4 protein-coding genes are annotated in these 13,368 nt (G+C 71.6%); all 4 read right to left on the bottom strand.

The window, feature by feature from the left end; genetic code table 11:
• Positions 1-116: 116 nt before the first annotated feature.
• A complete protein-coding gene (locus tag BX286_RS12705; RefSeq protein WP_315974713.1) occupies positions 117-650 on the bottom strand; it encodes a flavin reductase family protein in 534 nt (177 codons plus the stop codon).
• Positions 647-1,780 carry an LLM class flavin-dependent oxidoreductase gene (locus tag BX286_RS12710; RefSeq protein WP_079426679.1) on the bottom strand — a complete coding sequence of 378 codons (1,134 nt, stop codon included), beginning with the start codon at positions 1,778-1,780 and terminating at the stop codon, positions 647-649. Before BX286_RS12710 ends, BX286_RS12705 begins: the two co-directional genes overlap by 4 nt.
• 62 nt (positions 1,781-1,842) lie before the next feature.
• Positions 1,843-10,038 carry a non-ribosomal peptide synthetase/type I polyketide synthase gene (locus BX286_RS12715; protein ID WP_121014993.1) on the bottom strand — a complete coding sequence of 2,732 codons (8,196 nt, stop codon included), beginning with the start codon at positions 10,036-10,038 and terminating at the stop codon, positions 1,843-1,845.
• The gene (locus BX286_RS12720; RefSeq protein WP_121014994.1) at positions 10,035-13,367 is read right to left on the bottom strand and encodes a type I polyketide synthase; all 3,333 of its coding nucleotides are present in this window, start codon (positions 13,365-13,367) and stop codon (positions 10,035-10,037) included. Before BX286_RS12720 ends, BX286_RS12715 begins: the two co-directional genes overlap by 4 nt.
• Position 13,368: the final 1 nt, after the last annotated feature.

The following is a 13,368-nucleotide window of genomic DNA, read 5'->3' on the forward strand; positions in this document are numbered from 1 at the left end:
CAGCCGGGGATCCGGGGCCGCAGGTGCCGGCGCGCGCCTGCGGCCCCTTGGAACGGGCGCGAACGCCCCCGGCCACTTCGCGTGGGACCTGGGGCAGTCACACCCGCCTCACACCCTCATGACTGCGCGGCGGTGCACGTGTGGAATCCGCGCTGGTACCAGAGGAGGGGATCGCCCAGGTCGGCCGGATCCCCGGACCCGGCCTCCACCACCGCCCCGACCAGCAGGTCGTGGTCACCCACCGGGATGACGTCGGTCGTGACGCACCGGTAGCGGGCATGCGCATCCGGCAGGCACGGCAGCTCCGAACCCGGCCAAGGCCTGAAGTCACCAGCCGCAAAACGGTCCACGCCGTGAGTGGCAAACCGGGTGGCCACCTCGCGGTGCCGGCTGCCGAGGACGTTCACCACGAACTCGGGTGCCGCGATCAGCGCCTCGTGGCAGCTCGACGTCCGCGAGATACCCACCGTCAGCAGGGGCGGCTCCAGGGAGGCCGAGCTCACCGAGCTGGCGGTGAACCCCCACGGGCGGCCCGTCTCGTCCCGCACCGTGACGATGGTGATCGGCGCCGCCAGCTGGGACATGGCCTCCCGGAACGCGGGCCCGTCGAGCAACGGGCCCGCGTACGAGGTCACCGCCTGCGCAGTCACGACCGTCCCGCGGCTGCCGCCTGGGCCGCCTCCTTGGCCTGAGCGGCGAAGTCGTCCTTACGTTCGGCGACCCACCGCTGCGAGGCGCGCAGACCCTCGAGAGAACCGTTGAAGTGCGGTACGACGTAGCGGGCCAGCAGTTCGAAGCTGTGCTTGACCTGCTCCCGGGTGGCCCAGTCATGGGTGTTGACCAGAAGGGTGCCGAAGCCGCCGCTCTCGTCCAGCAGCCGCTGGATGGCCTCGATGGCGTCCTCGACCGTGCCGATGATCACGGTCTGCTGCTCGGCGCACTCGTCGATCTCCCGGCCTTCCTGAAGGGTGGCAGGAGCCCCGAAGGTGTCCCGCACGTACTCCCGGTACCAGCGGCTCATCCCAGGCCTCACCTGGGCAAAGGCCTCCTCGCGGGTCTCGGCGAGGTGGATGCAGATGGCGACGCGCCACTTCGAGCGGTCCACCGTCTTGCCATTCTTGGCGGCCTCGTCCTCAGCCGCCTCCCACAGGTTGGCCAGGGGCAGGTCGGGCATTCCGGGCCGGCCGGCGAACGTGAGGGAGCCGAGGCCGTGCTGCCCCGCGAGGCGCATGCCCCGCTCGGAGCCGGCGCTCGCCACGCACATGTCGAAGCAGGGCTTGGTGTAAGGGCGGAGCTGGAGCATCGCGTCGCGCAGTTCGAACCAGTCGGTCTTGCGGGTGACCGGCTCCATTCCGGTCAGCAGGGGGACCAGGGCGTCGACGGCCTCGGCCATCATGCGGCGCTGGTCACCCACCGAGATACCGAGCATGTGGGCGTCGGCGGGTGCGACACCCGCACCCATGCCGAAGATCACCCGGCCGCGGCTCTGGTGGTCGAGCTGCACCATCCGCTCCGCGACCGTGAGCGGGTGGTGGTACGGAAGGCTGACCACACCGGTGCCCAGCTTGATGGTCCGCGTGCGCTCGGCGGCCGCAGCCAGGAACAGCTCCGGAGAAGCGATCTGCGACCAGCCTCCGGAGTGGTGCTCACCCACCCAGACCTCGTCGAGACCGAGCACGTCCAGCCACTCGATCAGGTCGAGGTTGCGCCAGAAGACCGTGGTGGGCTCCTCGCCGAGGCCGTGGAAAGGGGCCATGAACGCGCCGAATTTGAGACTCATGGTGTCGTCTTCCTTCGTGTGTGCCGGGCGTGTTGTCGCCGGGTGTTCTTCGTGGTCGGGGTTCATCGGGTGGGGACGGATGGCGGCTTCTCCTCCAGGGCGGTGCGCAGTTCGGCGGCCAGGGTGGCCAAGTGGGGGCGGCGCATCGCGGTGTAGTGGTCGCCCGGGACGTCGCGGATCACTGATCCTGCACCCGGGCACAGGGCCAGCCACTGCCCGGCGGTCTCGGTGGAGGCGCCGCCGTCGGCTGCTCTGAGGAACACGACCCGGCCTTCGTAGGGACGCGGCTCGTGCGTCACCAGCGCGCGGGAGTTGGCGCAGAACCGGCTGACGATCCCGCCGAGGGTGCGGACGTCGATGTCCGGGGGCAGCACGCCGGCGCGTACCGCCTCCGTGTGCAGGGCCTCCAGCGGCGAGCGTCCCCCGTCGCCGCGGAACAGGTCCCCGTCCGGTGTCCAGTCCTGGTCGGCGAGGCCTGCCAGGTCGCGGGCGAACCACGCGAGGAGTGCGGACTCCTCCACGAGCGTGTCGTGCGGGCCGGGCGGCTCCAGCAGGTCGATCACCGCCACGAGTTCGACGTCCCGTCCGGCCTCGGTCAGCAGCCGGGCCAGCTCCAGGGCGATGACACCGCCCATGGACCAGCCGCCCAGGCGCAGAGGCCCTTCGGGCGCCGCACCGGTGACGGACCGGGCGTAATGGACCGCCAGTTCCTGGATGCTCTCCAGCGGCACACCATCGTCGGTGTCGGGCACCTGGAGGCCGTAGAAGGGCTGGTCGGAGTCAAGGAGCGAGGCCAGTTCGGCGTAGCACAGGACGTCGCCGCCGACCGGGTGGACGAAGAACAGCGGCGGTCGGCCGCCTTCGGGCCGGATCGGTACGAGGGCGGAGCGCCGGGTGTCGGCGTCCCCGTCACGCAGGGCTTCCGCGAGCTGCTCGATCGTGGGGTGGGCGAAGAGCGTGGACAGGGGCAGCGCATGGCCGAACACGTCATGGATGCGCGCCATCACGCGCACGGCGAGCAGGGAGTCGCCGCCGAGGTCGAAGAAGTTCGCGGTCACGCCGATGGGCCGCGTCTCGAAGAACTCCTCCCAGATCGCTGCGAGCCTCCTCTCCGTCCCGTTGCGCGGCACCACCGCTCCGGGCCCGTCCGTGAGGCCCTCGTCGGGTGCGGGCAGCGCGGCCCGGTCCACCTTGCCGTTGGCACTGAGCGGCAGCTCGTCGAGGACGAGGATGCGCTGCGGGACAAGGTAGTCGGGCAGTTCCCGCCGCAGGGCGTCCTCCAGGCCGGCGGCTTCCAGCGTGTGGCCGTCGTCGGCCACGGCGTAACCGATCAGGCGCTTGCCCTCGTGGCGTGCGCCGAGGGCGGTGACGGCAGCAGCCCGGACGCCGGGCCTCCGCAGCAGAGCGGCCTCGATCTCGCCCAGCTCGATCCGGTAGCCCTGGACCTTGACCTGGAAGTCCTCGCGGCCCAGGAACTCGATCGTGCCGTCGGGCAGGTAGCGTCCGAGGTCGCCGGTGCGGTACAGCCGCTCTCCGGTCGCAGGGTGGCGCACGAACGCGGCCCGGGTCTTCGCATCGTCACCCAGGTAGCCGCGGGCGAGCCCGGTGCCGGCGATGTACAGCTGGCCCGGTACCCAGGCCGGGCAGGGCTGGAAGGCCTCGTTCAGGACGTGGAAGCGCTGGTTGAGCATGGGCGTGCCGTACGGGATGCTCGGCCAGGCCGGATCGACCTCGCCGATCGGATAGAGGATCGACCAGATGGAGGCCTCGGTGGCCCCGCCGAGGCTCCAGATCGCGGCGTCCGGGGCGATCCGGCGGATCCGGTCGGGCAGGGTGACCGGGATCCAGTCGCCGCTCATCATGACGGTCCGCAGCGGTACGTCGGCGGCGGACGCGAGCACGTGCTCGGTGAACATCTCCATCAGCGTGGGCACGGTGTTCCACACGGTGACGTGGTGCTCGGCGACCAGCTCCGCCCAGCGTGCGGGCTCCCGGTGGGCAGAGGGCTCGGGCAGGACGACCACGCCGCCCGCGCCGAGGAGCCCGAACACGTCGTACACCGACAGGTCGAAGTTGAGCGCCGACAGGGCGAGCACCCGGTCGTCGGCAGTGACGCCGAAGCGGTCGTTGACGTCGCGGACGGTGTTCAGGGCGCTGCCATGCTCGATCATCACGCCCTTGGGCTGACCCGTTGACCCGGACGTGTAGATCACATACGCCAGTTCGTCCGGCGTGGTGCCCGCCGGGGGAAGTGGTTCGGTTCCGTGAGCATCCGCGTCGGGCCCGTCGACACTGAGGACGGCCATGCCCTCGGGCCAGGCGGTCACCTCGTGCACCCGCGACTGGGTCAGCACCAGGGAAACTCCGGCCCCGGCGAGGAGCAGCCGGAGCCGCTCCGCGGGCACGCCCGCGTCGATGGGTACGTAAGCGGCACCGGACTTGAGGACGCCGAAGCAGGCCGCGATCTGCTCCCATCCCTTCTCCATCACGATCGCTACGAGCGTCCCGGACCCGGCGCCCCGCTCGCGCAGCCAGCGGTCGAGCCGGTTGGACAGGCCGTCCAGTTCACCGTAGGTGAGGGTGCGTCCGGGTGCGATGACCGCCGGCCGATCGGGCTGCTCTCCCGCGCGGGCGACGAAGCCGTCATGGAGCAGGCCTTCGGGTACCGGGGCGGCTGTGGCGTTGACCGCCTCCCGCGTGCGCAGGTCGGTCTCGGGGGCGAGGACGGGTGAGGGACGGCCCCACGCGTTCTCGTCGTCGCACAGCTCGTTCAGCACGCCGACGTATGCGGTGAACATGGCGTCGGCCATCCCGGGCGGGAAGAGTTCGTCCACGGAGTCCCAGTTGACGGTGAGGCCGCCCGCGTCCTCCAGAACCTGGTGGTCCAGCCATACCTGGGGGGTGCGCACCGAGCTCCACCGCTCTTCGCCGCTCTCCCCCATCGAGACGATGGGGTGGGACAGGCTGGTGGCGGCGCCGGGGTTCTCCTTCGCCCCGAAATTGACGGTGCTGGCGAAGACGATGGGCATGGTGGCGGGGGCGGAGTTGCGCTGGGACCGGTTCAGCTCGCGGAGCACCCGCACACCGCTGACCTGACTGTTCTCCAGGTCGCTCCAGAGCTGCTTCTGCAGTCTTCCGGCCCGGACGCGGAAGCCGTCGGTCGCCGTGCTGTCCACTTCCAGGAGGGTGGTGGCGGTGAAGTTGCCGACGATTCCGGCGACCTGCGGATGGAGGGGCTGGCGGTTGAAGAACAGGATGTTCAACGTGAACCGGCTGGACTTGCTCCATGCCGCGATGACCTGCGCATAGGCCGTGCACACGGCGGCCGAGGGGGTGACCCCGGCTGCGGCGGCGCGTTCCTTGAACCGGGTCCATGCCTCCGCGTCGAGACGTGCCGCACGGTGGGTGAACTCCGGGCGCGCCAGCGACGCGGGGTTCTTCGCGAGCGGCAGTTCTGGGGCGGGCGGCAACGTCTTGATGCGGTCGCGCCAGTAATCGAGCGCTCGGCGGAACCGGGGGGTGTCCTCCAGCTCGCGGCTGGCGAGGACGTAGTCCCGGAAGGTGACGGGCAGTTCGGCCAGTTCGGCTCCGTCGCCGTGGTAGGCCCGCGCCCACTCGTCGAACACGACGCCGGTGCTCCACGCGTCCATGACCAGGGCGTCCATGCCGAGGTGCAAGCGGGTGGTGTGCTCGTCGAGCAGGGTGGCTCTGATGTCGAACATCGGCCAGCTGGCCGCGTCCAGCACCTGGTGCTTCATCTCCTCGTGCACGGCGTCGAGATGGGAGCGGCGCGCTTCCTCGCCGCGACCGCGCAGGTCGACGCTGCGTATGTCGTACGCCGGCACGTGGGGCAGTACCCGCTGGAGGCCGTCGGGGGTGACCACCGCGCGCAGCATGTCGTGGCGGGCGACCACGGTGTTCCACGCTTCGGCGACGCGCGACAGGTCGACGCCGACGAGGTCGACCTCCAGATAGAAGTAGGTGGAGATACGGCCGAGCGGCAGGGCGTCGGAGCGGCCGACGAGGTATGCCTGCTGGAGGTCGGTCAGGCCGAAGGGGTCATGGCGGCCGACGGGGTCGTGCACGAGGAGCGGTAGGGGCTCCTCCTTCTCGGGCAGCGGTGCCTGGGCGGTCTCGGCCGCCGACGGCGTGTCCCCTGGAGCGGGGGCGGTCAGGTCCAGCATCGGCAGGATGTGCTCCCCCAGCCCTGCGATGCTGCTGCCGTCGAGGAAGGCCACCAGCGGAAGGGTGACACCCAGCTCGGCCGAGAGCGCGTCCTTGAGTTCGAGGGCCATCAGCGAGTCCAGGCCCAGGTTCTGCAGCGGTTCGTAGGGGTCGAGCGCGGTGGCATCGGTGCGCAGAGCCCTGGCCACGGCCCTCAGCAGCAGGGCGCGGAGTGCGGCGGGACGCTCCACGGCGCCGGCCCGGTCGATCTCATCGAGGCCGGAGGTCGCGGCGGGCAACGGGGCCGCGACCGGCAGGGCGGCGGCGACGGGCAGTGCAGCGGCGACGGGCTCCGCCCCGCGCGCCCTCGCGGAGTCTCGCAGCACGGTGGAGCGCACGGCGCGCTTGGCGTAGACCCCGGTCGCCTCGACCACGCTTCCGCCGTCGGCGTCCGTGACCCGTACGTCGGCGATGAGCATGGCGGAGGGATCAGAGGCGGGTGAAAGGGTTGCGTGGCAGTACAGCGGTCCCGGCCCTGTCTGCTCGTGGAAGACGAAGCGGTCGATGCCGACCAGGGCGTACACGGCATCGGCGGGGCTGTCGGCGGGCAGGCAGGCGAACAGCGTCTGGAACAGCGCGTCCGTCAGGCCGGGGTGCAGCAGGTAGCGGTCGGTCTCGCCCGCCTCCGGCAGCCTCATGCGCGCCACGGCCTCGCCGTCGGCGCTCCACACCCGGTCGATCCACTGGGCGGCCGGCCCCAGGTAGAGCTTGCGCCGCCACAGCCGCTGGTAGAAGTCGCGACCCGACAGCTCGGTGCCGAGCCGGCGGCGGGTTTCCTCCTCGTGTGCGGTGGCGGAGCGGGGCGCGGCCAGAGCCGGTTCGCGACGCACCGTGCCACGGGAGTGCAACACCCATTCCCCGGTCTCGTCACCCCCCGGTGCGGCGGCGAAGTAGCGGAAGGCCGCGCCCTCTCCCGCGTCGGGATCGAGAACGAGCTGGACGGGGCGGGGCACGCCCGGGTCCAGGACGAGGCTCTGGAGGACGAGCAGCCCCTCGACCACCAGGGCGCCGGGGCCTCGCAGCTGCCGGGCGGCCGTGAAGACGGAGTCGAGGTAGACGCCGACGTTGACGACGGGCAGGCCGTCCATCACACAGTCGCCCAGACAGCCGTGCTGGTCGGGGTCGAGCAGCGACGCGTACTGGATGGTGTCGAGCGGTGAGGGGACCCGACGGCCCAGCAGACTTCCGTCGGCGGGGAGGGCCCGGGCCCCGTGAGCCGGCGGGGCGGCAGGAGCGGCCGGCGGCAGGGCACTCGGGCGGAACCAGTGGCGCTCGCGCTGGAAGGGGTAGAACGGCACGTCCGCGCGGCGGCGTCCGCGTCCCTCTTCGTACCCCGGCCAGTTGATGGCGAAGCCCTCGGCGTAGAGGCCGCCCAGGCTCTCCAGGAGGACGGCCGTGTCGTCCTGCCCACGCCTCAGCGACGGCAGGAACCGGGCGGCTGGTGTCTCGTCCCCGGACGTGGACCCGGCGGCCGGGGCGAACCGCTTCGCCATGCCCAGCAGGGTGGGGGCCGGCCCCATCTCGAGGAACGTCCGGTGGCCCTGCTCGTACAGGGCCGTCATCCCGTCGTGGAAGCGAACCGTCCGGCGGGCGTGCTCGCGCAGGTAGCGGGCGGTCACCGGCTCGGTCAGGATCGCGCCGGTGACATTGGAGATCACGGGGATGCGGGGTGCCGCGAACGTGACGCGGGCGGCCTCCTCCTCGAATGCGTCGAGCATCGGGTCCATCAGCGGGGAGTGGAAGGCCCGGGTGGTGGCCACCGGCTTGTTGCGCACGCTCTGCCGTCCCAGAGCCGCGACCAGCTCCTCGACCGCCTCCCGGGCGCCGGAGACGACCACGCTCTCGGGCCCGTTCACGGCAGCGAGCGACACCCGTCCTCCGCATGCGGCCAACGCTCCGGCGACGCGTTCCTCGGAAGCGAAGACGGCGGCCATGGCAGCCGGATCGGCGAGCTCCTGCATGAGCCGGCCCCTCACGGCGGCGAGCCTCAGTCCGTCCTCCGGCGTAAGCACGCCGGCCACGCACAGGGCCACCAGCTCGCCCACGCTGTGCCCCAGCACGGCGGCGGGCTCGACGCCCCAGGAGCGCCACAGCTCGGCCAGCGCGTACTCGACGGCGAACAGCGCGGGCTGGGTGTAGCGGGTCTCGTGGATCAGCCCCTCGTCGCCGGGTGCGGGATCGAGGATCTCGGTGAGGGGGCGGCCCAGCAGCGGGCGCAGTACCTCGTCGCAGGCGTTGATCCGGTCACGGAAAACGGGTTCGGTGGCGTAGAGGCCGCGGGCCATCCCGGGGTACTGGGCGCCCTGTCCGGTGAACAGGAACACCGCCTCCGGGCGGGCTCCGGTCCTCGCGTGCCCGATGTTCACCCCGGGCGGCGCCACCGCGCCATCCGTTGCCGCGAGGGTTTCGGCGATGCGTTCGCGCAGCTGGGCGGGAGTCGCTCCGGTCACCGCCAGACGGTGGGGGAAGTGGAAGCGGCCGGTGGCGGCACTGAAGCAGATGTCGGCCAGTTCGCCGTCCGGGGCTGCGGCAAGCCTGTCCAGGTAGCGGGCGGCGAGCGCGGTGAGCGCGGCAGGGGTCTTCGCCGACAGCGCCAGTAGGTGAACGGGTCGTTCCGAGGCGGCCGACGGCGTCCGAGGGGCGTCCGGGGCCTGCTCCAGCAGGACGTGGGCGTTGGTGCCGCTCGCCCCGAATGAGCTGACCCCGGCGAGCCGCGGCTCGTCGTGTGCGGGCCAGGCTGTGGGCTCCGTCGGAACGGCCACCTCCAGGTCCTCGATGCCGATCTCCGGGTTGATCTCGGTCAGGTGCAGATGGGGCGGGATCTCCCCCTGCCGCATGGCCAGGACCGTTTTGATCAGTCCGGCGATGCCCGCTGCCGGCTCCAGGTGCCCCACGTTGGTCTTGACGGAGCCGACCAGCAGCGCCCCGCGGCCGTCCCGCTCGCCCAGCACGGCGGCGAGGGAGCGCAGCTCGATGGGGTCGCCGAGGGGAGTTCCGGTGCCGTGCGCCTCGACGTAGTCCACGCGCGACGGGGGAAGGCCCGCAGCGGAGAGTGCCCGGCGGACGACGTCCTGCTGGGCCGCCGGGTTGGGCACCGTGAGCCCGCTGCTGCGCCCGTCGTGGTTGACGGCGGAGCCGCGGATCACTGCGAGCACCCGGTCGCCGGCCGCGAGGGCGTCGGAGAGGCGCTTGAGCACGATCACGCCGCAGCCCTCGCCGCGGGCGTAACCGTCCGCTGCCTTGTCGAAGGTCTTGCACGCTCCGTCGGGGGACAGCGCGTGCGTCTTGCCGAGGACGACGAACGACTCGGGCGACAGCAGCACGTTGACGCCGCCGGCCAGCGCCGTCGTGCAGTCCCCGGCCCGCAGGCTCTGGCAGGCGAGGTGCACGCCGACCAGCGACGACGAGCAAGAGGTGTCCACGGACAGGCTGGGGCCGGTCAGGCCGAGCCAGTACGAGAGCCGTCCGGCGCCGAAAGTGGAGGCGTTGCTGGTGGCGTAGTAGGCCTCCAGATCGGCCGGGGAGACCTGCTGGATCTGCACCTGGGCGTAATCGTGGTTGGTGACGCCGAGGAAGACTCCGGTGCGGGTGCCGGTGAGCCGCTCGTTGGCGATGCCGGCGTCCTCCAGGGCCTCCCAGCCGACCTCGAGGAGGAGCCGCTGCTGTGGGTCGAGTGACTCCGCCTCGCGGCGGGAGATCCCGAAGAACGCGGCGTCGAACCCGTCGATGTCGTCCAGGAACCCGCCCTTGCGGGTGTACGACGTTCCGGGGGTCTCACCCGTAGCGTCGTAATAGCGATCCACGTCCCAGCGCGAGGCGGGCACGTCGGTGATGCCGTCACCGCCGCGTCGCAGGAACTCCCAGAAGGAAGCGGGGGTTTCGACACCGCCGGGCATCCGGCAGGCCATGCCCACGATGGCGATCGGCTCGCTGCCGGTGCGCCGGGCCGATTCCAGCTCGGCACGCAGCCGGCGTATCTGAAGAACGCTCTGCGCGAGGACCTGACGCTGGTCGTGGTCGGTGGTCTCGGTCATTCGGAACTCCCTGCGGCACGGTCTGCAGCGCGGATCTCGTCGGCGAGGATGGCCAGGAGCTCCTGCTCGGTCAGGCCTTCCACATCGTGGTCGTGGGCGTTGTCGGCGGGTGCGGCGTACGGGGCGGCTTCGGTGTCGTACGGGGTAGGCGGGACCTCGGCGGCAGGCGTTTCGTCCAGGTCCGGGCCGACGAGGGCCGTGAGGTGGGTGGAGAGCCCCTCCACGGTGGGGTGCTCGAACATCACGGCCGTCGTCAGTGCCAGGCCGAGGGCGTTCTCCAGCCGTTTGCGGACCTGGGTGGCCAGGAGCGAGTCCATGCCCATCTGGAAGAAGCCGGTCTGCGGGTCGATGCGCGAGACGTGGAAGCCGAGCACGTCGGCGACGGTTCCCACGACGAGGCGGTAGACGTCGGCGGGCGCGGTCACGGGCTCCGGAGCACGGTCCGCCGGACCGGACACGGGTACCGGCTCGGGCTCCGGTCGCGGCTCGGCTGCCCGCGCGGAGCCGGGCTCGGTGCCGGGTTCAGCGGGTGTACGGAACCAGAAGCTCTCGTGCTGCCAGGCGTAGGCGGGCAGCGGCACCGCCGGTGCGGGGCCGTCGAACAGATGGTCCAGCGGTACGGCGAGTCCGTTCGCGTGGAGGGCGCCGAGGCCCTCCAGCAGGGCTTGTGCCTCCGGCTCTGCACGCCTCATGGAAGGCAGGGCCAGGCCTTCGCGTCCCGACCGCTCCAGGGCCTGCTCGACAGCGGACAGCAGCAACGGGTGCGGGCTCAGCTCGACGAACACGCCATTGTCCTGCTCCACGAGGTCCTGCATCCCCTGCCAGAACAGCACGGGCTCGCGGAGGTTGCGGTACCAGTACGCGGCGTCGAACTCCGACCCGTCCGTCAGCTTCCCGGCGACGGTGGAGAAGATGGGGACGGCCGACGGCTTCGGTGCCAGTCCGGCCAGCCCCTCCAGCAGGTCCTCCCGCAGCCGGTCCACCTGCGGGCCGTGCCCGGCCACGGTGTTCTTCATCGACCGGCAGAAGACATTGCGTTCGCGCAGCGTCGTCGCGAGCGTCTCCAGCGTCTCGGTGTCACCGGACAGCACCGTCGAGGTGGGGCTGTTGGACACGGCCACCGCCACGCGTTCGCGACAGCCGTCAAGGAGCGCGTCGGCCTCGTCCATCGGCAGGCCCACCACCAGCAGGCTGCCGGAGCCGTGCAGCCGGCCGAGCAGTCCGCTGCGCACGTGGATCACTCGGGCCGCATCCTCCAGCGTGAGGGCTCCCGCGACATGCGCGGCGGCGATCTCACCGGTGCTGTGACCGACGACGACGTCCGGTTCGACGCCGAAGGAGCGCCAGCGCGCGGCGAGGGCGACGGCGACGGTGAACAGGGCGGGTTGGATGATCTCCAGGTCCGTGGTCAGCGTGTCGGTGTCGGTCCGGTGGATCTCATCGATGACGGACCGCCCCAGGAGCCGCCGGAAGGTCTCGTCGCACTCCTCTGCGGCGGAGCGGAAGACGGCGCAGTCACGCATCAGCTCACGTCCCATGCCGAGGCGCTGGGAGCCGTGCCCGGCGAAGACGAAGGCGGTTCCGCGGCCGAGGGGACGGGTCGTGCGTCCGATGACGCCCCCGGTGAACTCATTGCCGTCGAGCCAGGCGGTGAGCCGGTCGGCGGCCTGTGCGTGGGAGTCGGCGACGACTACGCAGCGGTGCGGGTGCTGCGTCCTGCGCACGGCGGCGGCGTGGGCCAGGGCGGGGAACGGCACGGTCTGCCCCGCCGGTGAGCGCAGGTGCTCGCGGTAGGCGGCGGCCATCGGCGCGAGCGCGTCGGCGGTGCGCGCGGTGATCGTCAGCAGGCGCAGACCGCCTTGGCTTCCGCTGCCGGGCTCTGCATCGTGGCCTGCGGCCACGGCCGCGGGCGCGGGCCCGAGGACGACATGCGCGTTGGTGCCCCCGGCGCCGAAGGCGCTCACTGCGGCGTGCCGCCGGTCGTCGGACACCTTCCACGGCTGCGGCTCGGTCGGGACGAACAGCCGGCTGCCGTCGAGGGAGATGTGCGGGTTGAGCGCTTCGAGGTGCAGGTTGGGCGCGATGGCACGGTGGTGGATGCTCAGGGCGGCCTTCAGGAGGCCTGCGATGCCGGAACCCGCCTCCAGATGACCGATGTTGGTCTTCACGGAACCGAGGGCGCAGGCGTCCTGGCCCTCGACGCCCTCACCACTGCCCCCGGCACCCGGCCGGCCGTAGACCTCGTTGAGCGCCTCGACCTCGATCGGGTCCCCGAGCGCCGTTCCCGTCCCGTGCGCTTCGAGGAGCGTGACCTGGGAGGGCTCAAGGCGGGCGGCGCGCAGAGCAGAGGATATGACCTCGCGCTGGGAGACGCCGTTGGGGGCGGTCAGTCCGTTGGTCAGCCCGTCCTGGTTGACGGCGGAGCCTCGGACGACGGCCCAGATCCTGTCCCCCGCCGCGAGCGCGTCGGACAGCCGCTTGAGGACAACGACCCCGACGCCTTCGCCGCGCACGTAGCCGTCGGCGCGGGAGTCGAAGGTCTTGCAGCGGCCGTCCGGGGCGAGCGCGCCGATCTTGGCGAAGCCCACCATCGGCATCGGCGACAGGACCAGGTTCAGCCCGCCGACCACGGCGGTCTCGCACTCCTGGCCACGCAGGCTCTGCGCGGCCAGGTGCAGGGCCACCAGGGAGGACGAGCAGGCCGTGTCCACGACGAGGCTGGGACCCCGCAGGTCGAAGAGGTACGACAGACGGTTGGGTATCAGGGAGTTCGCCCCGCCCGCAGAGGTGTACGTGTCGATCCCCTGGGGCCGCTGGAACTGCATCTGGAGGTAGTCGGAGGAGTTGGCCCCGACGAACACGCCGGTGTTGCTGCCCTGGACGGCCTCACGCGTCAGCCCTGCGTCCTCCCACGCCTCCCAGGCGACCTCCAGGAAGATCCGCTGCTGCGGGTCCATCTGGGCGGCCTCGCGCGGGGATATTCCGAAGAAGTACGGGTCGAAGCGGTCCACGCCGTCAATGAAGCCCCCGTGCCGCGCGTACATCCGCCCGGGGGCGTCCGGGTCGGGATCGTAGTACGCGGCCTGGTCCCAACGGGTGGGCGGAACCTCGGTGATGGCGTCCGTTCCGCTCTCCAGGAGCCGCCACAGAGCGTCGGGGGAGTTCGCGCCGCCCGGGAACCGGCACCCCATGCCGATGATCGCGATGCCCTCACGCTTGGCGTTCTCCAGCGAGTCGACCTTCCTGCGCAGGTCACGGACTGCTGCGAGGGCCCTGGTCAGCGTGGACCCGGCGGCAGCCGCGGGGTCCGGTGTGCTGGGGCTGCTCATG

It is taken from the genome of Streptomyces sp. 3211.6 (genome assembly GCF_003634815.1).
Classification (GTDB): Bacteria; Actinomycetota; Actinomycetes; order Streptomycetales; family Streptomycetaceae; genus Streptomyces; species Streptomyces katrae_A.

Coding starts and splice junctions, on each gene's coding strand:
- BX286_RS12720 (WP_121014994.1), bottom strand. CDS start 13,367: ATGAGCAGCCCCAGCACACCGGACCCCGCGGCTGCCGCCGGGTCCACG.
- BX286_RS12710 (WP_079426679.1), bottom strand. CDS start 1,780: ATGAGTCTCAAATTCGGCGCGTTCATGGCCCCTTTCCACGGCCTCGGC.
- BX286_RS12715 (WP_121014993.1), bottom strand. CDS start 10,038: ATGACCGAGACCACCGACCACGACCAGCGTCAGGTCCTCGCGCAGAGC.